Source organism: Agrobacterium sp. ST15.13.015 (assembly GCF_027871645.1).
Classification (GTDB): Bacteria; Pseudomonadota; Alphaproteobacteria; order Rhizobiales; family Rhizobiaceae; genus Agrobacterium; species Agrobacterium leguminum.
Genome location: NZ_JAQAHF010000010.1, coordinates 24,953 through 47,757, shown reverse-complemented (window position 1 = coordinate 47,757; position 22,805 = coordinate 24,953). Strand labels below are relative to the sequence as shown.

The 22,805-nt window shown below is 61.2% G+C and carries 21 protein-coding genes; 16 read left to right on the top strand and 5 right to left on the bottom strand.

What is annotated here, in order from left to right:
• Positions 1-2: 2 nt before the first annotated feature.
• The 3 genes from PIB16_RS16445 (at position 3) to exoR (ending at position 2,651) form a co-directional block, all read left to right on the top strand.
• Positions 3-1,292: an outer membrane protein transport protein gene (locus PIB16_RS16445; RefSeq protein ID WP_065656003.1), complete on the top strand. Its 1,290-nt coding sequence runs from the start codon at positions 3-5 to the stop codon at positions 1,290-1,292.
• A gap of 268 nt (positions 1,293-1,560) precedes the next feature.
• Complete coding sequence (locus tag PIB16_RS16440) at positions 1,561-1,863, top strand: hypothetical protein (protein WP_233282630.1); 303 nt, start codon at positions 1,561-1,563, stop codon at positions 1,861-1,863.
• Complete coding sequence (gene exoR, locus PIB16_RS16435; protein ID WP_003509731.1) at positions 1,857-2,651, top strand: exopolysaccharide production regulator ExoR; 795 nt, start codon at positions 1,857-1,859, stop codon at positions 2,649-2,651. The genes PIB16_RS16440 and exoR overlap by 7 nt, the downstream gene beginning before the upstream one ends.
• 42 nt (positions 2,652-2,693) lie before the next feature.
• Here exoR and xth read toward each other — a convergent pair whose 3' ends face one another.
• A complete protein-coding gene (gene xth, locus PIB16_RS16430) occupies positions 2,694-3,491 on the bottom strand; it encodes an exodeoxyribonuclease III (protein ID WP_078053086.1) in 798 nt (265 codons plus the stop codon).
• Between the two features lie 95 nt (positions 3,492-3,586).
• Positions 3,587-3,919 (bottom strand): iron-sulfur cluster insertion protein ErpA, encoded by a 333-nt coding sequence (gene erpA / locus PIB16_RS16425; protein WP_065656001.1) that lies wholly within the window; start codon positions 3,917-3,919, stop codon positions 3,587-3,589.
• 215 nt (positions 3,920-4,134) lie between these two features.
• On the opposite strand from erpA, the gene PIB16_RS16420 reads away from it, so the two are divergent.
• The 13 genes from PIB16_RS16420 to PIB16_RS16360 all read left to right on the top strand — a co-directional run bounded on the left by PIB16_RS16420 (position 4,135) and on the right by PIB16_RS16360 (position 20,180).
• Positions 4,135-5,352 carry a deoxyguanosinetriphosphate triphosphohydrolase gene (locus tag PIB16_RS16420; RefSeq protein ID WP_059760463.1) on the top strand — a complete coding sequence of 406 codons (1,218 nt, stop codon included), beginning with the start codon at positions 4,135-4,137 and terminating at the stop codon, positions 5,350-5,352.
• 75 nt (positions 5,353-5,427) lie between these two features.
• Positions 5,428-7,185: an arginine--tRNA ligase gene (argS, locus tag PIB16_RS16415; protein WP_271045941.1), complete on the top strand. Its 1,758-nt coding sequence runs from the start codon at positions 5,428-5,430 to the stop codon at positions 7,183-7,185.
• 66 nt (positions 7,186-7,251) lie between these two features.
• On the top strand, positions 7,252-10,287 hold the full coding sequence (locus PIB16_RS16410; RefSeq protein ID WP_271045940.1) for an SPOR domain-containing protein: 3,036 nt from the start codon (positions 7,252-7,254) through the stop codon (positions 10,285-10,287).
• 260 nt (positions 10,288-10,547) lie between these two features.
• Positions 10,548-11,564: a beta-N-acetylhexosaminidase gene (gene nagZ / locus PIB16_RS16405; protein WP_271045939.1), complete on the top strand. Its 1,017-nt coding sequence runs from the start codon at positions 10,548-10,550 to the stop codon at positions 11,562-11,564.
• 58 nt (positions 11,565-11,622) lie between these two features.
• On the top strand, positions 11,623-12,471 hold the full coding sequence (locus PIB16_RS16400; protein WP_003522723.1) for a segregation and condensation protein A: 849 nt from the start codon (positions 11,623-11,625) through the stop codon (positions 12,469-12,471).
• The gene (scpB, locus tag PIB16_RS16395) at positions 12,461-13,195 is read left to right on the top strand and encodes an SMC-Scp complex subunit ScpB (protein WP_121490410.1); all 735 of its coding nucleotides are present in this window, start codon (positions 12,461-12,463) and stop codon (positions 13,193-13,195) included. Before PIB16_RS16400 ends, scpB begins: the two co-directional genes overlap by 11 nt.
• Positions 13,196-13,323: 128 nt before the next feature.
• On the top strand, positions 13,324-13,530 hold the full coding sequence (locus PIB16_RS16390; RefSeq protein WP_003509722.1) for a twin-arginine translocase TatA/TatE family subunit: 207 nt from the start codon (positions 13,324-13,326) through the stop codon (positions 13,528-13,530).
• A gap of 157 nt (positions 13,531-13,687) precedes the next feature.
• Positions 13,688-14,455 carry a Sec-independent protein translocase protein TatB gene (gene tatB, locus PIB16_RS16385; RefSeq protein ID WP_125146668.1) on the top strand — a complete coding sequence of 256 codons (768 nt, stop codon included), beginning with the start codon at positions 13,688-13,690 and terminating at the stop codon, positions 14,453-14,455.
• Complete coding sequence (gene tatC, locus PIB16_RS16380) at positions 14,452-15,255, top strand: twin-arginine translocase subunit TatC (protein ID WP_065655994.1); 804 nt, start codon at positions 14,452-14,454, stop codon at positions 15,253-15,255. Before tatB ends, tatC begins: the two co-directional genes overlap by 4 nt.
• A gap of 101 nt (positions 15,256-15,356) precedes the next feature.
• Positions 15,357-16,640, top strand: coding sequence for a serine--tRNA ligase (serS, locus tag PIB16_RS16375; RefSeq protein ID WP_078053082.1), 1,284 nt, complete (start codon positions 15,357-15,359; stop codon positions 16,638-16,640).
• A 208-nt stretch (positions 16,641-16,848) separates the two neighbouring features.
• A complete protein-coding gene (gene surE, locus PIB16_RS16370; RefSeq protein WP_065655992.1) occupies positions 16,849-17,619 on the top strand; it encodes a 5'/3'-nucleotidase SurE in 771 nt (256 codons plus the stop codon).
• Positions 17,616-18,269, top strand: a complete 654-nt coding sequence (locus PIB16_RS16365; RefSeq protein WP_003522731.1) for a protein-L-isoaspartate(D-aspartate) O-methyltransferase — start codon at positions 17,616-17,618, stop codon at positions 18,267-18,269. Before surE ends, PIB16_RS16365 begins: the two co-directional genes overlap by 4 nt.
• A gap of 345 nt (positions 18,270-18,614) precedes the next feature.
• The gene (locus PIB16_RS16360; RefSeq protein WP_271045938.1) at positions 18,615-20,180 is read left to right on the top strand and encodes a peptidoglycan DD-metalloendopeptidase family protein; all 1,566 of its coding nucleotides are present in this window, start codon (positions 18,615-18,617) and stop codon (positions 20,178-20,180) included.
• 289 nt (positions 20,181-20,469) lie between these two features.
• Here PIB16_RS16360 and mobB read toward each other — a convergent pair whose 3' ends face one another.
• Genes mobB through PIB16_RS16345 form a run of 3 tightly spaced genes read right to left on the bottom strand, consistent with a single transcriptional unit; the run spans position 20,470 to position 22,804 of the window.
• Positions 20,470-20,985: a molybdopterin-guanine dinucleotide biosynthesis protein B gene (gene mobB / locus PIB16_RS16355; RefSeq protein WP_271045937.1), complete on the bottom strand. Its 516-nt coding sequence runs from the start codon at positions 20,983-20,985 to the stop codon at positions 20,470-20,472.
• Positions 20,982-21,608: a molybdenum cofactor guanylyltransferase MobA gene (gene mobA / locus PIB16_RS16350; RefSeq protein ID WP_271045936.1), complete on the bottom strand. Its 627-nt coding sequence runs from the start codon at positions 21,606-21,608 to the stop codon at positions 20,982-20,984. Before mobA ends, mobB begins: the two co-directional genes overlap by 4 nt.
• Entirely contained in the window at positions 21,605-22,804 is a 1,200-nt protein-coding gene (locus tag PIB16_RS16345) for a multidrug effflux MFS transporter (protein WP_271045935.1), read from the bottom strand. The genes mobA and PIB16_RS16345 overlap by 4 nt, the downstream gene beginning before the upstream one ends.
• Between the last annotated feature and the right edge of the window lies 1 nt (position 22,805).

Genomic DNA, 22,805 nt, shown 5'->3' with positions numbered 1-22,805 from the left:
AGATGGCAAAAACTGCAATTTTTCGCGGCGCGGTATGTTTCGCAGTCAGCATCGCGGCGGTAACGCCCTCACTGGCCGGCGGCCTTGAGCGCGGCGGTTACAATATCGACCTGCTGTTCGATCCGTCCGATTATGTTCTCGACAGTTCTGCAACCTTCGTCGCGCCGCAGCGCAAGGTGGAAAATGCCCGGGACAATCCGCTGAAGAGCGGCCCGCTGCCTGCGGCCTGGTCAAGGAGCGCAGATGACTCTGAAAACTTCTGGTCGACCCGGATCGGCGCCAAAGCGGCAATCGGTGATTTCGGCGACTGCATGTTCGACTATTCGCAGCCCTGGGGCGCGCATCTTAATCCCGGTATCTGGCAGGGATCGAGCTACAATATCGAAACCAAGGTCAAGTCGCACAATTACGCCACCACCTGCCGGGTGAAGTTCGATCTTGGCAAGGGCGACTTCTCGATTATAGGCGGTGGTTTCTATCAGGAACTCAGCGGTTATAAATACCGTCAGGTTCTCGGGCCGGCCGTTCTGGGCCTCAATCCGGCCTGGTCCAGCTTCAGCGGCGTTGGCAAACTTGAGATGGAAGGTGACGGCTGGGGCTGGCGCGCCGGCATGGCATATGAGATTCCCGAGATCGCCTTCCGTGCAAGCCTCGTTTACAACAGCGCCGTTGATCACGACCTGACCGGTTTCGCCGACGTCAGGGCGATCCCGCAGACGCCGCCGTCCATTTCTCCGACGCTTGCGAAATACGGTGGCAAGCTCGTGCCGATCTATGGCTCTGTTTCCATGCCTGACAGTATCGAACTCAAGGTGCAATCTGGTATCGCGCCGGACTGGCTTGCTTTCGGTTCCGTGAAGTGGACGGACTGGAGCCAGATTCAGGTCATTCCTTTCTGCGCGGTCGGCACGTCGCCGTGCGTTCCGAGCGGAGCTGACACGCTCAACACGCTTGACCTGTTTTATCGCGACGGCTGGACGATTTCGGGTGGCGTCGGTCACAAGTTCAACGAACAGTGGAGCGGTGCTGTGAGCCTGACCTGGGATCGCGGTACGTCGACTGTCATCGGCACCCAGACCGACACCTGGACACTGGGCACGCAGATCGTCTACTCCCCGAACAAGAACATCGAGTTCAAGATTGCCGGCGCTCTCGGCCTCCTGACCTCCGGTAGCTCGTCCATCAATGGCGGACCGTGCGGTGCAGGCTTCACCTGCGGCAACGAGGCGGGCTACGACTTCGGCAACGACCTCGTCGCAGCCATCTCGACCGGTGTGAAGGTCAAGTTCTGACGTCATCCTTCCGTAGATGCTAAAATAAAGGTCCGGTTTACCAACCGGGCCTTTTTTCATGCGCGACTATGATTCCTGCTCGATAAAATTTTCTAGCCCGAAAGTTTTGTGACGATTTGGCAACACTTTTCTGCAAGCGTGTGGGCGCGTTGGAATGTGAGCATATCTGTCCATTTCCCGCCACAAACAAGGTGCTTGGCTTATGTTTAGAGGCGCGGGAATGAAAGAACATGCAGGCGTTTGATGTGGGCCTGCGGAGTTGCAGAAAGTGAAAACGGGTTTGGATTCAGCGTTTAAGCAAGTAATACGGGAATTTCGCCCGGCTTTCTTGTCTGGCGCTGACCGGCGGATGACGGAATGCCGTTATGTTGCCGGAAATTATGCCTATATCTGTCTCACTGGAAAATTAGGGCAATTGCCGCAAGAGACCACCGGTGGTGCGCTGGAAAGTGCTGCCGGAAAGACGCAGTGTGTTCGAAAAATCGCGACCCGGCGGGGTTCGGCTTTGCAGTATTCCGCAAGTATTGGCTATATGCCGGGAAGAGTTGAGAGAAGTTCGCTGAAATGCTGAAATGTGAAGCCAACGTTTTAAAGCCGCTCCTCATGGGCATGTTGCTTGCGTCGCTCGCAATGCCTGCTGCGGCTTTTGACATCAATGCGGGCGTGACCAAGGAATCCGGCCCCTTCGACCTGTTCAAGTTCGGCTTCAAGGCCTACAAGAACGGCAACAAGGGTGAAGCCGTCGAGGCCTATCGCTACGCGGCTGAAAAGGGCCATACCGGCTCGCGCTGGGCGCTTGCCAATATGTATGCCTATGGCGATGGCGTCGCCAAAAACGACTTCGAAGCTTTCAAGATCTACAGCGAAATCGCCAATCAGGGCGTGGAGCCGGGTTCGGAAGATACCGGCTTTTTCGTCAATGCGCTGCTTTCCCTTGCGGATTATTACCGTCACGGCATTCCCGGCAGCCCGGTGAAGATGGACCTGTCGCAGGCCCGCCAGCTTTATTTCCAGGTTGCTTCCACCTTTGGCGTCGCTGAGGCGCAGTTCCGTCTGGCTGAGATGATTCTCGCCGGCGAGGGCGGCCGCGCCGATGTGCAGCAGGCCAAGAAGTGGCTCAACCAGGCCCGCAAGCACGGCCATGCCGGCGCCATGTCGATTTTCGGCAACCTGATCTTCCAGGAAGGCCAGACGACGCAGGGGCTGGCCTTCATGACGGCGGCGCTCGACAAGTGCACGGCAGCGGACTGCACCTGGATACAGAACCTGCAGGAGCAGGCTTTTTCGCTCGCCGGTGAGAACGATCGCCGCGCCGCCATCGCCATGGCGCAGAACATGCAGTTCAACGATCCGGATTGAGGGTGCTGATCGGGGTGGTTTTATCCACCCGCCAGGAGTGGCTCAGCCGACCGGACTGAAATCGAAATAACCGCAGACCGGCACATGGTCGGACGGTTTTTCCCAGGCTCGCACATGTTTTTCGATGCTGACGGATTGCAGCCTGTCGGCCGCTTCCGCCGACAGCATCAGATGATCGATGCGGATGCCATTGTTTTTCGGCCATGCCCCGGCCTGATAATCCCAGAAGGAATAAAGTCCTGCTTCATCCGTCGTCGCACGCGCGGCATCGGTGAAACCCAGATTCTCCAGCTTGCGGAAGGCCGCACGTGTTTTCGGCAGGAACAATGCGTCGCCTTCCCACACGCGTGGGTCGTGGCAATCGAAGGGCTCGGGAATGACGTTGTAGTCGCCCGCGAGGATCAGCGGCTCCTCGAGCGCAAGGCGATCTTCGGCAAAATGCCGCAGCCGTTCCATCCAGGCAAGCTTATAGGGATATTTCACCGGATCGTCCGGCGGATTGCCGTTCGGTAGGTAAAGCGAGCAGACGCGGATGGCACCGCCATCGACGGAAAACACGCCTTCGATGAAACGCGCCTGTTCATCGGCATCGTCACCCGGCAGGCCGCGATTGACCTCGTCGGGCTTGACCTTCGACAGCAGGGCGACGCCGTTGAAGCCCTTCTGGCCATGGGTCTCTACGTGATAGCCGAGCGCCTCCAGCTCCAGCCGGGGAAAACCCTCGTCGACCGATTTGATTTCCTGAAGGCAGACGATGTCGGGCGAGGAATCCTTCAGCCACTGGCACAGGTTTTCGATACGCGCCTTGACGCCATTGATGTTCCAGGTGGCAATCTTCATCGGAGTTTCCCTTTTGCGGAGGTACTTTTACCCGATGGAAAAGCGAATGCCACCGTTTTTGAAAAACGGTGGCGAGGATGTGGTGGATAGAATCGTCAGATCGAGAAGCTGGTGCCACAGCCGCAGCTTGCCACAGCGTTCGGGTTCTTGATCTGGAAGGACTGGCCGAGCAGATTGTCGACGAAGTCGATTTCTGAGCCCGCCATATAGACAACTGACAGGCTGTCGATCAGCACCTTGGCGTCGCCGCGGGCAATCACGATGTCGTCATCGGCTTTGTCTTCGGCCAGATCGAACTTGTAGGAGAAGCCCGAGCAGCCGCCGCCTTCCACCGAGACGCGCAGCGCCTGTTTGCCGGTTTCGGCCGCGACGATCTGGGCGATTCGCTTCGCCGCAGCTTCAGAAAGGGTAATGTCGCTGTTTTCCATGTCGTTTCTCCTGCCGGGGTCAAGAACCGGAGAGCAATAATCTCGTTGTCACCATTATAAACCGGTCAAATTAACGGTCTATAGCCTGTGTGAAGGCGGTCTGCGCGGCGATGATGCTTTGCGCCGACCTCTGCGATAGGTATGAAGGGTGAATGAAAAGGTCAATGGCCGAGACCAAAAGGAAGTCCCGGCTGGAGAAGACAACAGGTGGATGCATGATCATAGACCAGCGCGCATTGGGTTTCGGAAGCGGCGAGAGGGCGGTTTTCGCCTCGGATCCATGGACCACGCGCGGGCGTCTTTTTCCCGAAACCGGAAGCCTGACGCGCTCGGAGTTCCAGCGCGACCGCGACCGCATCGTCCACACGACAGCCTTTCGCCGCCTGAAGCACAAGACGCAGGTGTTCATCAGCCCTGATGGCGACCATTATCGCACGCGGCTTACCCACACCATCGAGGTGGCGCAGATTGCCCGGGCGCTCGCCCGCGCGCTGAAGCTGGACGAGGATCTCGCCGAAGGCGTCGCGCTGGTGCATGATTTCGGCCACACGCCTTTCGGGCATACCGGCGAGGATGCGCTGGATGCGGTGCTGCTGCCCTATGGCGGCTTTGATCATAACGCCCAGTCGCTGCGCATCGTCACCAAGCTGGAGCGCCGTTATGCCGAATATGACGGCATCAACCTGACCTGGGAGACGCTCGAAGGGCTGGTCAAGCACAATGGACCGCTGGTGAATGCGAAGGGCGAGGGGATCAAGGGACCGGTTCCGCTGCCCATCCTCGAATATTGCGAGCTGCAGGATCTGGAAATCGGCAGCTATGCCAGTCTCGAGGCGCAGGTGGCGGCGATTGCCGATGACATCGCCTATAATACCCACGACATCGATGACGGGTTGCGCGCCGGTTATCTCACCTTCGAGATGCTGGAGGAGGTGCCGTTCCTCGGCGGCCTGATGGCCGAGGTGCGGGCGAAATATCCGGTCCTCGACAAGGAGCGTTTCGCCAATGAGATCATGCGTCGGCAGATCACCCATATGGTGGAAGACGTGATTGGCGTTGCGCAGCAGAATCTCGCCCGTCTGAAGCCGAAGAGTGCGGCGGATATCCGCGCTGCCGATTTCACCGTTGCGACCTTCTCGCCGGAAATGGCCGAGACCGACCGGCAGATCAAGAAACTGCTGTTCGGCCATATCTACCGGCATCCGGAAATCATGCGCATCCGCGCCGGCGCCACACAGATCGTCACCGATCTTTTCCACCGTTATATGGAAACGCCGGCGGAAATGCAGAGCCACTACTGGGTGGACAGCATTTCCGGCATGAGCGTGGCCGCAAAAGCCCGGCATGTGGGCGACTATCTGGCCGGCATGACCGACAGTTATGCACTGCGCGCCCACCAGCGGCTGTTTGACCACACCCCCGATTTGCGATAGGGCAGCGGGCGATCGCGAAGCCGACCCGGTTAAACGGCCGGATATAAACAGAAGCCCTTCGCGCAGGTTGGAACGATGAACATTTTTGCTGATTTCGATACCAGGATCAAAAACGCGCTCGAGACCCTCGATCTCGTGAAAGAGAACCGCGAAAAGGTCGATTTCAGTCGAATTACCGTCGAATCCCCGCGCGATCTGAGCCACGGCGATGTCGCAACCAATGCCGCCATGGTGCTGGCGAAGCCGCTCGGCACCAATCCGCGCGCGCTGGCCGAACTCATCGTGCCGGCTCTTCAGGCCGATGGCGATGTGGACAGCGTCAATGTCGCGGGTCCGGGCTTCATCAATCTCAAGGTTTCGGTCGGTTACTGGCAGCGTCTTCTCGCCGACATGATCGCGCAGGGCGTCGATTTCGGCCGCTCCACCATCGGTGCGGGCCAGAAAATTAACGTCGAATATGTTTCCGCCAATCCGACAGGCCCGATGCATGTCGGCCATTGCCGTGGCGCCGTCGTCGGCGACACGCTGGCGAACCTGCTCGCTTTTGCCGGTTATGGCGTTACCAAGGAATATTACATCAACGATGCCGGCTCGCAGATCGATGTGCTGGCCCGTTCGGTGTTCCTGCGTTACCGCGAGGCGCTCGGCGAAGATATCGGCACCATTCCGTCCGGCCTTTATCCCGGCGACTATCTCGTTCCCGTTGGCCAGGCGCTGGCGGATGAATATGGCATCAAGCTGCGCGCCATGCCCGAGGAAAAGTGGATGCCGATCGTCAAGGACAACGCGATCGACGCGATGATGGCGATGATCCGCGAGGATCTGGCGCTGCTCAACGTCCGGCACGACGTGTTCTTCTCGGAGCGCATGCTGCATGAGGGCAATGGCGGTCCGATCCTCTCGGCCATCAACGATCTCACCTTCAAGGGCCATGTCTACAAGGGCACCCTGCCGCCGCCGAAGGGCGAATTGCCGGAAGACTGGGAAGACCGCGAACAGACGCTGTTCCGCTCCACCGAGGTGGGCGACGACATGGACCGTGCGCTGATGAAGTCGGACGGTTCCTACACCTATTTCGCCGCCGACGTCGCTTATTTCAAGAACAAGTTCGACCGTGGTTTTTCCGAGATGATCTATGTGCTCGGCGCCGACCATGGCGGTTACGTGAAGCGGCTGGAAGCGGTTGCGCGCGCCGTCTCCGAAGGCAAGTCGAAACTGACGGTGCTTCTGTGCCAGCTCGTCAAGCTGTTCCGTGACGGCGAGCCAGTGAAGATGTCGAAGCGCTCCGGCGACTTCGTCACGCTGCGCGATGTTGTCGACGAAGTGGGTCGCGATCCGGTGCGATTCATGATGCTTTATCGGAAGAATTCCGAGCCGCTGGACTTTGATTTCGCGAAAGTGACCGAACAATCTAAGGATAATCCGGTTTTTTACGTGCAATATGCACATGCCCGTTCGATGTCGATCTTTCGGCAGGCGCAGGAAGCGTTTCCGGGGCTTTCTCCTTCAGCTGAGGAGATGGCGGCGTCCGTTGCTTTGATTAGCGATATCAATGAGTTGCAACTTGTTGCGAAGCTTGCGGAATATCCGCGCCTGATCGAATCGGCGGCCCTTTCGCACGAGCCGCACCGGCTTGCTTTTTACCTCTACGATCTCGCCAGTTCCTTCCATGGACACTGGAACAAGGGTAAAGACCAGCCGGAATTACGTTTTATTAACGATAAAAACCGAGAATTGAGCATTGCCAGACTTGGGCTGGTGAATGCTGTCGCAAATGTTTTGAGGTCCGGCCTTACGCTTTTAGGAGCGGACGCACCTGCTGAAATGCGATAACATATCACCATTATTTGCTCACAATACGCTGGCAAGAGCTGCAATGCGTAGATGGTGGAACACGTAATGGTCGAAAAAAATGTCGCGTATAACCGGGACGCCCGGTCCGAAGGGTTCGCTGACAACGATCCTCTGGCAGAACTGGCGCGTATCGTCGGCTTCGAAGATCGTCCTTCGCATGCGGGTTCCGAGGCTGCGCCGCGCGCCGCTTCGCCGGTGACCCGCCGCGAACCGGAATTCAACCTCGAGGACGAGCTTCTGCGGGAGTTCGAGGTTTACGACGCACCGCACGCCGATCCGGTCGTTCTTGATCCGGCAAACGATGTCCGTGCGGGCATCCACCCCAAAGATTTCATGCAGCGTGTCGAATCGGTTTTCGCCCGCCGCGAGCCCGAGCTTGCGCCGGCGGATGAACCCGCGCCGGTGGCCGCATCCGCACCGGAGGCGATCGAAGAGCCGCTTCCGGAAGTCGATCAGGCCTATATTCACAACTACGTCGAAACGACCACGCAGGACATTCGTGCGGATTTCCGCGACGATGCCTCCGCGGTGGCGGAAGTTTTCGATGTGCATTCGCGCCAGTCGCGTCCCGCCGAGCCGATGGTTTACCAGCCCGTCGCCCAGCAGGTGGCATGGGAAGAACCGCAGGCCGCAGAACCCGCAGAGCCGGAATGGCACACGATGCCGGAGCTTCCGGCCGATGTTTCGAGCAACATTCACGCCGATGTTCATTCCTATGCGCCGGAGCCGCAGGCTTTCGATCTCGCCGATGAGGTGGAAATAGCTGTCGCCGAGGAGGCGCCCGCACCGGTTTCCGTGCGTCCGCCATCGCATGGCGGCCGTTCTTCGCTGGAATTTTCCAGCCTGCGGCTGCCGCTCGCCAACTTCGGCGCGCGCCGGGATGTTTCGGCCGCCGATCCGAAGCGGGTCGAATCGCGTTCCGAGCAGCAGCCTGCCGCAGCCCGTATCGAGCCGCAGGTCGAAGCCGCGCCTGCCGTTGTGCAGGCGGAAGAGACCGCGCCGTCCTTTATGCCTCCGGTCGCCGAGACCTTTGCGCCTGCCGCAGAGCCTCTGGCGTTCGAGGCTGCCGGGAAGCCGGTAGCGAAACATCTCTCGCCGATGGACGAGCTGATTTACGACGTCGCGAAATATTCCATTCCCGGTCGCGGCGAAACACCGCTGGTGCAGGACGTTCCCGCTGCGCAGGCCGCGAAGGTGGAGCCGCCCGTGGTTGCCGCCGCGCCGGTGAAGGCAGCGCCGATTGTCGCTGCCGCGCCCGCAGCACCCGCTGAAGAACTTGATTTCACGGATTTCGCCGGCTTCAACGATGATGATTTCGAGCTTGCGCTCGACGATCTCGATCTTGATCTGGACCTGTCTGAAATTGCCGAGGCGGAAGTTGCGCCTGCGCCCGCACCGCAGCCCGTTCGTCAGCCGCCAGCCGCTCCGGTTGCCGCTGCTGCCGTTGCGCCGCAGCCGGTGAGGGAACAGCCAGCACCTCAGCCGCGCCCGGCTCCCGTTGCCGTTGTCGCACCCGTGGCCGCTGCTGCGGTTCAGCCGCGTCCGGCCGCCGCAGCACCGCAGCCGGCCGCGCCGCAGACGCTGGAAAGCCTGCCTTTCGATCCTTCGCAGATCGGCGAGACGGAAGAGCATCCGGAAAACATCATCGAGATGGACGTGCCGGAACTGCCGGTCGGGGTTTTCGAACCCAAGCCGACCGCGCGCCGCCACGAGGAAGATCTCGATATCGATACCGAGCTTGCGACGCTGTTTGCGCCTGCGGTTGCCGGCGGTCTCGACCGTCATAAGCACGCGGAAAACCGTGGCGCCGCCCAGGTGCGTCCCGCGCAGGCTCCGGAAGAGGCCGATGAATTCGAACGGGCGCTGGAAGAGGATTTCCGCCGCTCCATGCAGGAGGCTGCGGCTTCCCGTGGCAGCGCCCAGCGCGATGCCGAAAACACCTATGTCGACCATCAGGCGGCCTATCGTGAGGAAGATGAACGCGGCGGTCGCCGCTGGATCATGCCGGTTGCCGCTGCAATCGGTCTGGTGCTGATCGGTGGCGGCGTTTACGCGCTGGTCTCCGGCGGTTCGTCCAGCACCGGTTCCAATGGCGCGCCGGTCATCATCTCCGCCGATAACGATCCGATGAAGGTCGTTCCGGAAAATCCGGGCGGTCGCGTTGTGCCGAACCAGGACAAGGCGGTTTATGACCGCGTGGCCGGCGGCAGCGCCGCCGATCCGAAGCAGCCGGCGCTGATTTCCAGCAACGAGCAGCCGGTGGATGTGGTTCAGCGCACGCTGATCCCCGAACAGTTGCCGCTGGAAGGCGAAAACGACGCGGATGTGGAAGCCGCCAGCACGCCGGTTGGCGAAACGGAAGATCCGCGCCTGCTTTCGCCAGAAGAAAAGGCCGCGCAGACCGAAGGTTCGGCTGCAACCGGCGTTTCGCCGCGCAAGGTCCGCACCATGATCGTCAAGCCTGACGGCACGCTGGTTGCCCAGGAAGTCGAGGTACCGGCAGCCCAGCCGCCGAAGGCCGACAAGGTCGAGGAGCTTGCAGCACCGCAGACCGCAAAGCCGGGTGAGGGCGCGCCCGCCGTCATCGCCGCATCGCGGGTACCGGTTGCGCCGGAACAGGCTCAGCCGCAGGCCAACACGCCTGCCGCCGCCGCCAAGCCGGCAGCGCAGTCGGCAGCACCGCTTCCTGCGGCGCGTCCGTCTTCACAGCCCGCCAATGTGGTGGCAACGGTGACCAACCAGGGCAATGTCCGCCCTGCGACCGCTCCTGCGCAGCCGCAGGCCGCGCAGCAGCAGACGGCAGCCGCGACGCCTGCAGCGACCAGCACGCCGTCTGCCGGTGGCTATTACATCCAGATCGCCTCGCTGCCGAGCCAGGCGGAAGCCCAGAAGTCCTACCAGAACATGTCGGCCAAGTTCGGCTCGGTCATCGGTGGACGCGGCGTCGACATCAAGGCCGCCGAAATCGCCGGCAAGGGCACGTTCTACCGCGTCCGCATCCCGGCGGGCGACAAGAACGAAGCCGTGGCGCTGTGCGAAAAGTTCCGCTCGGCCGGCGGTAGCTGCCTCGTGGCGCGGTGATAGAGACGCCGGGGGTATAGTACCCCGGCGCTGTTGTCTAACGACAGTGACGGAGCACCTAACCTCCGTCATGCCGGACTTGATCCGGCATCCAGCCACGGCGCGTCTGCGCCGTGAGAGGAGTCTTTCGCGATCAAGGACTTGATCGCGCTGGACCCCGGCTCGGAGGCCGAGGTGACGGACGGTAAACGTCGCCGCCCCGGCATTGGCCGAGGATCAGGCAAAGTTCTTCCCATCTATTCTGTAACAGGCGTGACACCATGACCGATTGCAAAGCTATGATCCTCGGATGCAGCGGGCTTGCGCTGACTGCCGACGAGATTGCCCTTTACCGCGATGAGCAGCCCTGGGGCTTCATCCTGTTCGGGCGCAATATTGGCGAGCCGCAGCAGATCACCGATCTCGTCGCCGCCATGCGCGATGCTGTCGGGCGGCCAGATGCGCCGGTGCTGATCGATCAGGAGGGCGGGCGCGTGCAGCGTATCAAGCCGCCGATCCTGCAGGCCTATCCAAACGCCCGCATTCTCGGTGAAATCTATGAGCGTGACCGGGGGGCGGGTCTGCGCGCCGCCTGGCTGATGTCGCGCCTGCACGCGTTTGACCTGATGAAATTCGGCATAAATGTCGATTGCCTGCCGGTGCTTGATGTGCCGGTGGAAGGCGCCAGTAATGTCATCGGTAATCGCGCTTATGGCTACACGCCGACAATGGTGGCCGAGATGGGGCAGGCGGCGGCCGACGGGCTGAAGGCGGGCGGCATGCTGCCTGTCATGAAACATATGCCGGGCCATGGCCGCGGCATGGTGGATTCGCACCATGAACTGCCGGTCGTCGATGTGCCGCTCGATGAGCTGGACGCCCACGATTTCGTACCGTTCCGGGCGCTGAACCGCGAATTGATGGCGATGAGCGCGCATCTGGTGTTCAACGCCATCGACCGCGAGCGGCCGGCGACGACCTCGCCGAAGGTGATCGAGGAAATCATTCGCGGCCGCATCGGCTTTGACGGCCTGCTGATGTCCGACGACAGTTCCATGAATGCGCTGAAGGGCACGCTCGGTGAAAGAGCTGCGAATATTGTTGCGGGCGGCTGCGATATAGTCTTGCATTGCAACGGTGTGATGGGTGAAATGCTTCAGGTCGTGAAGGAGGTTCCCGTTCTTTCCGGCCGTTCGCTGGAACGGGTGCAGGCCGTGGAAGCGGGTTTCCCCGTTGCGGACCCTTCCGATGAAGCGGAGCTGAGAGCCGAATTCAACGCCATGTGGGCCGTTTCCTGACAGTCGGGCGGCGGCCCGTTACTCGGGACGACAGGCCGGACGCCCGGCGGATGGAACAATGGCCGCAGACAAGTCTCGCAATTCGACACCGATGGACAAGCTCTGGCAGGATGTGACGCCGGAGCGGTTGACGGGCGAGGCCGGGCTGGTCATCGATGTCGCGGGTTTCGAAGGCCCGCTCGATTTGCTGCTGCATCTTGCCCGCACGCAGAAGGTCGATCTTTCGCGCATTTCGGTGCTGGCGCTTGCCGAACAATATCTGCAATTCGTGGAAAGCGCGCGCCGCGTGCGTATCGAGCTTGCGGCCGATTATCTCGTGATGGCGGCGTGGCTCGCCTTCCTCAAATCCAAGCTCCTCATTCCGCAGCAATCGAAGGATGACGGTCCCTCGGGCGAGGAAATGGCCGCGACGCTGGCGTTCCGGCTGAAACGCCTGGAGGCGATGCGCGAGGCGGCGGAACGCCTCGTCAACCGCGCCCAGCTCGGCCGCGATGTTTTTGCCCGTGGCGCGCCGGAGCATATTCCCCATATCAACCGCTCGGCCTATGAGGCGAACCTCTACGATCTCCTGAGCGCCTATGCCAATCTGCGGCAGCGGCAGGCGATTACCCAGGTCACGATTGAAAAGCGGCAGGTCTGGTCGCTTGTCGAGGCGCGTGAGCTTCTGACCCATCTCCTCGGCGATGTCGGAGAATGGACCGTGCTCGATCAATATCTGCTGCAATATGTGCCTGATCCCGCCATGCGGGTGACGGCGATAGCCAGCGCCTTTGCCGCTTCGCTGGAGCTGGTGCGCGAGGGCTCGCTGCAAATCCGGCAGGAGGGCGCTTTCCAGCCCATTTATATGCGTAAGGGTGGACGAGACGACCGTGCGGTGAATGCCGAAAGGACTGACAATGATGAATGACGATGAGACCGCCGAGGCCACCATCGCGGCTGACGGGGCCGAGCCCGAACCCACGGTATTTTCCGAGCGCCAGTTGAAGGAGGCCGAGCGGATCGCCGAGGCCTTGGTCTTTGCCTCGTCCGAGCCGGTTTCCGTGGCCTTCATCGCCGAGCGCCTGCCGCGCGGCATGGATGTCGTCGCCATTCTGCAGCATCTCAAGGTTCTTTATGCGGAGCGGGGCGTCAATCTCGTGCAGGTGGGTGGGCAGTGGGCTTTTCGCACAGCCGGCGATCTTTCCTTCGTCATCCGCGCCGAGGAAAAGGAGCCGAAGAAGCTGTCGCGCGCGGCGCTGGAAGTTCTGGCGATTATCGCATATCATCAACCGGTGACACGCGCCGAAATCGAGGAAATTCGCGGCGTTCAGACCTCGCGCGGCACGCTTGACGTGCTGATGGAGGCGGGCTGGGTGAGGTTCCGTGGCCGCAGGCGCACACCCGGCAGGCCGGTGACGATCGGCACCACGGTGGAGTTTCTCGACCATTTCGGCCTTGAGGAATTGCGCGATCTGCCGGGCCTCGAGGAGCTGAAGGGGGCAGGGCTGCTTTCGGGCCGCATTCCCTCCAATTTCGGCGTTCCTCTGCCGATGATGAGCGACGAATTGCGTGAGGACGAAGACCCGATCACGCAGCTCGATCTCGAGGAACTGGGCCTGCTTGCGCCGGGCGGCGGTGATGGCGACGACTGATATCGCCATCCTGTTGGCAGGGCCACGAAAACTTTATGCGCACTCGCTGTTGAAGCGACGATTTGTCGTTTGAAAAAGCCTTTCAAACGTCTTACATCGTCTGAAAGCGAAATTCAGGAGTTTCAGTTATGGGTTCTTTTAGTGTGTGGCATTGGCTCATCGTGCTGGTGATCGTTCTCGTCCTCTTCGGACGCGGCAAGATCCCGGAATTGATGGGCGATGTCGCAAAGGGCATCAAGAGCTTCAAGAAGGGCATGGCTGACGAAGACCAGACGCCGCCGCCGGCCGATGCCAACACGAAGACCGTCGACCACAAGGCTGACGAGATCAAGTAAGCGGCCTGTCGCCGCTTGGTGTGGGACTGGCGCTAGAGCGTCGTGCGTTCTTTCGGACGCAAAAGGACGCTCTACCACTTGTATGTTGCGCATCGTTCCGGTCGAAAATCGATTCCGATTTTTGGGGCCGATGCGCTAGGGTCTCGGGAGCATATTGATGTTAGATATCGGCTGGAGCGAGCTTCTGGTGATTGCGGTCGTGTTGATCGTGGTCGTCGGGCCGAAGGACTTGCCGCCCATGATCCGCGCTTTCGGCAAGACGATGGCCGGCCTTCGCAAGATGGCGGGGGATTTCCGCACCCAGTTCGACGAGGCCCTCAAAGAGGCCGACATGGACGATGTGCGCCAGACCATCTCCGATGTCCGCAATCTCAACCCCACCAACTCGCTGCGCGATGCGATGAACCCGCTTCGCCAGCTTGGCAATGAGATCAAATCCGATCTGCAGAAGGCGACCACCCCGCCGGACGGTCTGTCTTCCACCCCTGCGCCCGTCACAAGCGAGCCGGTTGCGCCGCTGGTGAGCGTGCCCGAGCCGGAGATGAAGCTGCCGGATGTGCCGCCTGTTGTCGCCGCATCCGCCGCGCCGGTCGCCGCAGCCGTCGCTGCGGAGGAGAAGCCGAAGCGCGCACGGGCGAAATCGATTGCGACGGTGGAGGCGGAAGCGGTTGCCGCCAAGCCCAAACGCGCCGCCCGCAGCAAGGCCGCAGCGGCAACGCCCGAAACCGCCCCGGCGACGAAAACCGCCGCGAAAGCCAGTGAGCCTGCCGTTTCGAAGCCCGCTGTTTCCAATCCCACCGTGAAGGCCGTCGCCAAAAAGGCGGCCGTCAGGAAGTCGGCCGCAGACAAGGCGGTTGTGGCCGAGACCAAGCCGGCGAAAACGGCAAAAACCAAGGCCGCAAAGCCCAAAAAGGATGAAGCATGAGCGGGGATATCGAGGACAAGCCGCAGCCGCTTATCGAGCATCTCATGGAGTTGCGCACGCGGCTGATCTGGGCGCTCGGCGCGTTCTTCGTCGCCTTCATCGCCTGTTTCGCCGTTGCCAAGCACCTGTTCAACCTGCTCGTCATTCCTTACAAATGGGCGGTTCTGTGGGCGGGCCTCGATGTCACGAAATCGTCGCTGATCTACACCGCGCCGCAGGAATTCTTCTTCACGCAGATCAAGGTCGCCATGTTCGGCGCGATGGTGATCTCGTTTCCGGTGGTCGCCTCGCAGCTCTATAAATTCGTGGCGCCCGGTCTCTATAAGAACGAACGGGCGGCTTTCCTGCCGTTCCTCATCGCGTCGCCGATCCTTTTCCTCATCGGTGCGGCGCTCGTCTATTTCTTCTTCACGCCCATGGTCATGTGGTTCTTCCTCGCCATGCAGCAATTGCCCGAGGACGGCGAGGTGGCGATTTCGCTGATGCCGAAGGTATCGGAATATCTCAGCCTCATCATGACGCTGGTTCTCTCCTTCGGTCTGGTGTTCCAGCTGCCTGTCGTGACCACGCTTCTGGCGCGCGTTGGGCTTTTGACCAGCGACTGGCTGCGGGAAAAGCGTAAGTTCGCGATCGTCCTCGCCTTCGTGGTCGCCGCCGTGCTGACGCCGCCGGATCCCATGTCCCAGATCGGTCTTGCGCTGCCTGCGATCATTCTCTACGAGATTTCCATCTACATGGCTCGACTCGTGGAGAGGAAACGTGCGGCAGAATCCGCAAGCACGGAGCTGGAGGAGACCTGACATTCTTGAAGGTCTCGCCGCTCACGACATTTCCTCGCGCCGGGCTTATGCCCGGCGTTTTGCTGTAAAACGCGACGATGCAACAACGGTCTGGAACGACGATGCACGACATTAAATGGATACGCGAAAACCCCGAAGCTTTCGATGCGGCGCTTGCGCGCCGAGGTGCTGAGCCCGCCGCCAGCGGCCTGATCGCGCTCGATGAAAAGCGCCGTTCCGTCATCCAGTCCCTGCAGGATATGCAGTCGCGCCGCAATGCCGCCTCCAAGGAAATCGGCGCCGCCATGGCGCAGAAGAACATGGAGCTTGCAGAAAAGCTTAAAGCCGAAGTCGCCGATCTCAAGGAAAACATGCCGCGCGCGGAGGAGGAGGACCGTCAGGTCACCGCCGAGCTCAACGATGCCCTGTCGCGTCTGCCCAACATGCCCTTTGACGACGTGCCCGACGGCAATGACGAGCATGACAATGTGGTGGCCCGTGTGGTCGGCCAGAAGCCCGGCTGGAACCACGAGGCCAGGGAACACTTCGATATCGGCGAAGCGCTCGGCTATATGGATTTCGAGCGCGCCGCCAAGCTTTCCGGTGCACGTTTTACCGTGCTGACCAGCCAGCTCGCGCGTCTGGAACGGGCGCTCGGCCAGTTCATGATAGACCTGCACACGGGCGAACACGGTTATACCGAGGTGTCCTCGCCGTTGATGGTGCGCGACGAGGCGATGTTCGGCACCGGCCAATTGCCGAAATTCACCGAAGACCTGTTCAGGACCACGGATGGCCGCTGGCTGATCCCGACAGCGGAAGTGACGCTGACCAATCTCGTCTCCGGCGAAATTCTCGACCAGGAAAAGCTGCCGCTGCGCTTCACGGCGCTGACGCCGTCCTTCCGTTCGGAAGCGGGCTCGGCCGGTCGCGACACGCGCGGCATGCTGCGCCAGCACCAGTTCTGGAAGTGCGAGCTCGTCTCCATTACCGATGCGGAAAGCGCCGTTGCCGAACATGAGCGCATGACGGCCTGCGCCGAGGAAGTGCTGAAGCGCCTTGGCCTGCATTTCCGCACCATGACGCTCTGCACCGGCGATATGGGCTTCAGCGCCCGCAAGACCTACGATCTGGAAGTGTGGCTGCCCGGGCAGAACACCTATCGCGAAATTTCGTCCTGCTCGGTCTGCGGCGATTTCCAGGCGCGGCGCATGAATGCGCGTTATCGCGGCAAGGACGACAAGGCGACGAAGTTCGTGCACACGCTGAACGGCTCCGGCACGGCTGTCGGCCGCTGCCTGATCGCGGTTCTCGAAAATTATCTGAACGAGGACGGTTCCGTCACAATTCCAGACGTGCTGCTGCCCTATATGGGCGGTCTGAAGCGCATCGAGAAAGCGGCCTGATTGTTCGTCTTCTAAGGGCGCGGCCGTCATTCCGGCCTTGAGCCGGAATCCAGCCAGCCCAAGTCCTTGGGCTGAAAAAGACTCTTCCCGCCGCGCAGACGCGCGTCGACTGGATTCCGGCTCAAGGCCGGAATGACGGTCGTGGGGGTGCTTCTGTGAGAGAAATCATTGTGTCCTCATAGTGGGATACAGCAGCGGAGAGAGAAACATGCGGATTTTGCTGACCAATGACGACGGTATCCACGCCGAAGGTCTGGCGGTGCTGGAGCGTATCGCCCGCACGCTGTCCGACGATGTCTGGATCGTCGCGCCGGAGACCGACCAGAGCGGTCTTGCGCACTCGCTGACCCTGTCCGAACCGCTACGTCTGCGAAAAGTTTCCGACAAGCATTTCGCGCTGCGCGGCACGCCGACCGATTGCGTCATCATGGGCATTCGCGAAGTCCTGCCGGAAAAGCCCGATCTCGTGCTCTCCGGCGTCAATGCCGGCGCCAATATGGCCGATGACGTGACCTATTCCGGCACCATTGCCGGCGCCATCGAAGGCACGCTGCAGGGCGTGCGCTCCTTTGCGCTCAGCCAGGCCTTTAGCCACGTCGACGGCCGCGTCGTGCCGTGGGAAGTGGCCGAGACTTATGCGCCGGACCTCCTGCGCAAGCTGATGAATGTGGAACTGCCCGATGGCACCTTCCTCAATCTCAATTTCCCCAATTGTGCTCCCAAGGATGTGCAGGGCGTTTCCGTGACCGGACAGGGCAAGCTCGATTTCGGCCTGACCGTGGAAGAACGTCAGGATGGCCGCGGTTTTCCCTATTACTGGCTGCGCTTCGGCGAGCGTCTCGGCACCTTCCGCGAAGGCACCGATATCCACGCTTTGAAACATGGCAAGATTTCCGTCACGCCGCTTAAGCTTGACCTGACGGACTACACGGTGAAGGATCGGGTTGCGCAAGCACTTGGATTCGGAGTCGCCGATTGAAATCCGCAATGGTCGAAAAGGAAGGTTTTGCCGCTCTCGTTCTCCGCTTAAGGGGCGAGGGGATTTCCGATCTCGACCTTCTGACGGCGGTCGAGCAGACGCCGCGCTCCAAATTCGTGCCGCCGCAATTTGCGGCGGACGCCTATTCCAGCCGCACGATTCCGATCGACTGCGGCGCCTTCATGGAAGGCGCCGACATGGCGGTGAAAATCCTTGCCCGGCTGCAACTGAAACCCGGCCAGCGCGTGCTGGAAATCGGCACGGGCAGCGGTTTCATGACCGCGATCATCGCTCGCCGGGTAGAGCGCGTCTTTTCGCTGGAGCGTTACAAGACGCTGGTGCAGCAGGCGCAGAACTGTCTAGACGATCTTTCCATCCGCAATGTCGTCATCCGCCAGGCGGATGGCAGCAACGGTCTGGTGGGCGAGGGCACCTTCGACCGAATCGTTTCCACCGCCGCCTTCACCACCATGCCCCGCTTCTTTGCCGAGCAGATCGTTTCGGGCGGCATGATGATCGCGCCGATCATTCTCGAAGACGAGCGTTGCGTGATGACGCGCTTCTCCAAGACTGGCAGCCGCTTCGAGAAGGAAGAGCTGTTCGAGGCGCCTTACCTGCCGCTCAGCACTCATATTGCGCGTCATTTGTGACAAAATGAAAATTTTGGCGACATTCTATTTTTGTCTCCTAATGTTCTGAATTGCCGCAACTATCTGATTTTCAATATCATTATTGTATCAACATGACGCATCCGGTTTTCGTCATGGTTATCGAAGTGTCAAAAAAGCGCTGAACGGCTTAACGTTTTAACGGCGTGGTAACACTAACGCGCTTTAATCATAAACATCGACGCATGGTTTTCCCCACCTCGGGAAATGGGCCTTGCAAGAAGTGAAATTTGTGCCGGATCGGTCTCGATGCGGCGGGTTGGCGTCAGTGTAGATCGAGTCATGCGTATGAGACATTCGTCTAAAATCGGAAAATCAGTCGCAAAAATGTTCGCAGCGGCATTGCTGGCAAGCGTCGCAACGGGCTGTAGCTCGGATGCAACGCGGTTCAGCGGCCTCTTTTCCAGTGGACCGGATCAGATGACCACGGCGTCAATTCCTGCCCGTCAGGGCGGCGGTGCTTACGGGCAGGCCCCGGTTCCGCAGGGCGACATGAATGGCGGTTACGCCTCTGCCGCGCCGCAGGGTGGCTATGCCAACCAGAACATGGCGGGCAATTCCTATCCGCAATCGGGTGGTTATGGCGGCGTTCAGCCTTCCACGGCCCGCTCGGCTTCGGCCTCTCCGGTGCAGCGTTCCGAGCTGTCGGCGCCGACGGCCGTGGCAAGCCGCGATCCGTCGACCCGCAACGAAGCCATGGCCCAGCCTTTCCCGTCCGCTCAGCCCAAGGCCGCGCCGTCGCTTGCTGCGCCCGCCCGGCAGGCTGCCGCTCCCGTCGCCGACAATCTGACGACCGCAACCGTTCGTTCCGACAAGAACGGCTGGCACACCGATGGCGCTTCCTCCGTAACCCTGCGTCCCGGCGAAAGCATCGCGACCCTCTCCAACCGCTACGGCGTTCCGGAAAAGGAACTGCTGCGCGTCAACGGTCTGAAGACCGCTTCCGCCGCGCAGGCCGGCCAGTCGATCCTCATTCCGAAGTTCGGTCAGGTCCGCAATGCCGCCAAGGAAGCGGCCGGCGATATCGCTCTCAACCGCAATGGCGACCAGCCGACGCCGCTGCGTAGTCCTGAAGGGAACGTGGCCGTGCTGCCGTCGCAGGCCGCCGCCCGCGACAAGGTTTCCTCCGAAACCGGCAAGCTGACGCCTCCCGGCGGCAAGCCGCTGCCGCCCACCGGTGGCTACAAGGTTCAGCCGGGCGACAGCCTGGCGAAGATCGCCCGCGAAAACGGCGTGTCGGTCGCTGCCCTCAAGGCGGCAAACGGTCTCAGCAACGAAAGCATCCGCGTCGGCCAGACGCTCACCATGCCCGGCGCTTCAACGGATGCCATCAAGACGGCTTCCGTTCCCGCCAAGGAAGCGGCCAAGCCGGTCGAAACCGCATCGGCCAAGCCTGAGCCCTACAAGGCACCGGCTGCTGCCGCGGCTCCGGCTGCGCCTGCCACACCGGCCACCGCCAGTGTCAGCGACATCGAGAAAAAGGCCGACATGGCTTCCGTCGCACCGGAATCCACGGGCATCGGCAAATATCGCTGGCCGGTTCGCGGCGCGGTCATCAACAATTTCGGCGATAATGTCGAAGGCAGCCGCAACGATGGCATCAACATCTCCGTTCCGGAAGGCACGCCGATCAAGGCCGCCGAAAACGGCGTGGTCATCTATGCGGGCAACGGCCTGAAGCAGCTCGGCAACACGGTTCTCGTCCGCCATGACGACGGCAAGGTCACCGTTTACGGCAACGCCGCCAATCTCGACGTGCAGCGCGGACAGAAGGTTCAGCGCGGCCAGACCATCGCCACATCGGGCATGACCGGCAGCGCCAAGCGTCCGCAGGTTCACTTCGAAGTTCGCAAGGATGCGACGCCGGTGAACCCCTCCAGTTTCCTTGAATAGGTATTGCGTCTCAAGGAATGATGAAGCCGGGTGAAGAGCCCGGCTTTTTCATTTTTGGGGTGATGCGTGCGGAAAAGGTGCTGGAATGGGTGTGTCGGGCTTGGTGGGTATTGGTTTCTCGCGGTTTTCTCCTCCGTCTTGCCGGACCCGATCCGGCATCCAGTCGCCGCGCGTCTGCGCGGCGGAATGAGTCTCCTCAGCCCAAGGACTTGGGCTGGCTGGATACCGGCTCAAGGCCGGTATGACGGATGTGGGGATGCAGCCCAAGTCACGTCGAGCCGCTACGTGTCTAACCCCTGACCAGACCCACCGTCCTCTCGATGAAATCGGCAATGGCGCCGGTATCGTCGAGATCGAAAACCGGCAGCGCCGTGTCTGTCACCGCGTGATCGGCGGCAATGGCGACGATATGCGGATCGAGCGGCGCAAGCGGTTCGGTCTTGGCGGCCTCCAGCCGGCGTGCTTCGATCTTCGGCACGGGCTCGTATTTGTAGCCTTCGATCAGCACCAGATCGCAGGGGGCGAGGCGGGCGAGAATATCCTCGAAGGAGGGTTCCGGTTCGCCGCGCAATTCATGCATGATGGCGAAACGGGTGCCGGAAACGATGGTGACCTCATGTGCGCCGGCCTGCCTGTGACGCCAGCTATCCGCGCCGACCTTGTCGATATCGAAATCATGATGGGCGTGCTTGATGGTGGAGACACGGTAGCCGCGCGCCGTCAGCTCGGTGACGATACGGACCGCAAGGCCGGTCTTGCCCGAGTTCTTCCAGCCGGCGATGCCGAAGACCTTTTGTTCCGTCATGATTGCAGGTTCTCCAGATAGCTGCGCGCCAGCGCCAGTTCATCCGGCGTGTTGATGTTGAAGAACGGATCGAGGCTGCCCTTTGCCGTTTCCAGTGGTGGGAAGGCCACGCCGAGGGTGACATGGCGGGCGAGATAGGCGCGGATGCGCCGGTTCGCATCGTTCTTCAGCCACGCCTCGAGATCGTCGGCCAGCGCCAGCGGCCACAGCGCAAAAACCGGGTGAAGCTGGCCGCTGGAGGCGGCGATGACGATTGCATTGTCCGACAGGTGTTCGCAAAGCCGCGCCACGAGATCGTCCGGGAAAAACGGGCTGTCGGCGGGCGCCGTCAAAAAGTGGCTCGCCGCATCCCCGCGGTGCTGGAAATGGCGCATGCCGGCCAGAATACCCGCGAGCGGCCCGGCATGGCCGTTAAGCGTATCGGGCAGCAGCGGCAGGCCGAAACTCTCCGCCCAGCCATTGGCCGCGTTGATGGTGACATCCGAGACCTGCGGCGTGATGCGGCTGATGACATGCGAGATGAGGGGCGCATCGCCCAGTTGCACAATCGCCTTGTTGCTGCCCATGCGCCGCGAAAGCCCGCCGGCGAGCACGAGACCGGGTATTTCGAAAGGGGCCGTCATTCCCGCTTTTCCTGCAGCCTTACGATATAGGTGGTGAGGAGGGCGACAAGGCCGGTCGCCAGCATCACCAGAAGAAGCGGCCAGGTTCCGTCCTCTCTGGACAGGACCGAGGAGGCGAGCACCGAGAGCGCTGCGCCGCCGCCGATGGTCATCGCGCCGCCGAGGCCGGAGGCGGAGCCGGCCAGATGCGGCTGGACGCTGACCATCCCGGCATTGGCGCTTGGCAGTGTCACGCCGTTACCGACGCCGATCAAGGCGAGCGGCACGAAAAACGCATAGGCGCTTTCCGCCCCGGCGGAGATCAGCACCATGGTCGTGGCGATGCCCGCAATGGCGATGACATTGCCCGACAGCATCATGCGGGTAATGCCGATTTCGCTGGCATAACGGCCGGAGATGAAGTTGCCGAGCATGTAACCGCTGGCCATGAAGAAGAATTGCAGGCCGAGCATGGCCGGCGCAAGCCCGTAAAGCACGCTGCCGACAAAGGGCGCACCGCCGAGGAAGGAGAAGAACATGCCCGATGAGAAGGTCGAGGTCAGCGCGTAACCCCAGAACAGCGGCGAGCGCAGCAGTTCCGGCCAGGCGTGAAACTGCTGCGAAAAGCTCGCCGATTTATTGTGGTTGGTTTCGCCGAGATCGAACCAGGCGAGCACCAGAATGCCGACGCCGAGCAGGGAGAGGAGGGCGAAGCTCGACTGCCAACCGGAAATGTCGTTAAGCAGGCCGCCAACCGTCGGCCCCACCATCGGCACCACGGACATGCCCATGGTCACGTAACCGATCATCGAGGCCGCCTGTTCCATCGGCACCATGTCGCGCACGATGGCGCGCGCCAGTACGAAGCCGGAAACGACGGCCGCCTGCGCGACGCGCCCGATCATGAAGACGGTGATATTGGGCGCGAGCATGCAGACGAGCGTTGCGACGATCATGATGGCGATGCTCGCCAGCATGACCGGGCGGCGTCCGAAGAGATCGGAAAGCGGGCCGATGATGAGCTGCAGGCAGGCGGTGGCGGCAAGATAACCCGAAACAGCAAATTGCATCACCGCGTAGTCGGTCTCGAAATAAACCGCCATGGCCGCAAGCGAGGGCAGAAACACATTCATGCACAGCGCCGCGACGCCGGCGATGACGACCAGCGTGATGATGTGGGGCGGGGTGGTCCTGTCCAGAAAACGGCCGCTGTTCATG

What these genes read in the sequence shown, in the direction of transcription:
- PIB16_RS16445 (WP_065656003.1), top strand. Translation starts at nt 3, where the DNA reads ATGGCAAAAACTGCAATTTTTCGCGGCGCGGTATGTTTCGCAGTCAGC.
- exoR (WP_003509731.1), top strand. Translation starts at nt 1,857, where the DNA reads ATGCTGAAATGTGAAGCCAACGTTTTAAAGCCGCTCCTCATGGGCATG.
- xth (WP_078053086.1), bottom strand. Translation starts at nt 3,491, where the DNA reads ATGAAGATTGCCACCTGGAACATCAATGGCGTCAAGGCGCGTATCGAA.
- erpA (WP_065656001.1), bottom strand. Translation starts at nt 3,919, where the DNA reads ATGGAAAACAGCGACATTACCCTTTCTGAAGCTGCGGCGAAGCGAATC.
- PIB16_RS16420 (WP_059760463.1), top strand. Translation starts at nt 4,135, where the DNA reads ATGATCATAGACCAGCGCGCATTGGGTTTCGGAAGCGGCGAGAGGGCG.
- argS (WP_271045941.1), top strand. Translation starts at nt 5,428, where the DNA reads ATGAACATTTTTGCTGATTTCGATACCAGGATCAAAAACGCGCTCGAG.
- PIB16_RS16410 (WP_271045940.1), top strand. Translation starts at nt 7,252, where the DNA reads ATGGTCGAAAAAAATGTCGCGTATAACCGGGACGCCCGGTCCGAAGGG.
- nagZ (WP_271045939.1), top strand. Translation starts at nt 10,548, where the DNA reads ATGACCGATTGCAAAGCTATGATCCTCGGATGCAGCGGGCTTGCGCTG.
- PIB16_RS16400 (WP_003522723.1), top strand. Translation starts at nt 11,623, where the DNA reads ATGGCCGCAGACAAGTCTCGCAATTCGACACCGATGGACAAGCTCTGG.
- scpB (WP_121490410.1), top strand. Translation starts at nt 12,461, where the DNA reads ATGATGAATGACGATGAGACCGCCGAGGCCACCATCGCGGCTGACGGG.
- PIB16_RS16390 (WP_003509722.1), top strand. Translation starts at nt 13,324, where the DNA reads ATGGGTTCTTTTAGTGTGTGGCATTGGCTCATCGTGCTGGTGATCGTT.
- tatB (WP_125146668.1), top strand. Translation starts at nt 13,688, where the DNA reads ATGTTAGATATCGGCTGGAGCGAGCTTCTGGTGATTGCGGTCGTGTTG.
- tatC (WP_065655994.1), top strand. Translation starts at nt 14,452, where the DNA reads ATGAGCGGGGATATCGAGGACAAGCCGCAGCCGCTTATCGAGCATCTC.
- serS (WP_078053082.1), top strand. Translation starts at nt 15,357, where the DNA reads ATGCACGACATTAAATGGATACGCGAAAACCCCGAAGCTTTCGATGCG.
- surE (WP_065655992.1), top strand. Translation starts at nt 16,849, where the DNA reads ATGCGGATTTTGCTGACCAATGACGACGGTATCCACGCCGAAGGTCTG.
- PIB16_RS16360 (WP_271045938.1), top strand. Translation starts at nt 18,615, where the DNA reads ATGTTCGCAGCGGCATTGCTGGCAAGCGTCGCAACGGGCTGTAGCTCG.
- mobB (WP_271045937.1), bottom strand. Translation starts at nt 20,985, where the DNA reads ATGACGGAACAAAAGGTCTTCGGCATCGCCGGCTGGAAGAACTCGGGC.
- mobA (WP_271045936.1), bottom strand. Translation starts at nt 21,608, where the DNA reads ATGACGGCCCCTTTCGAAATACCCGGTCTCGTGCTCGCCGGCGGGCTT.
- PIB16_RS16345 (WP_271045935.1), bottom strand. Translation starts at nt 22,804, where the DNA reads ATGAACAGCGGCCGTTTTCTGGACAGGACCACCCCGCCCCACATCATC.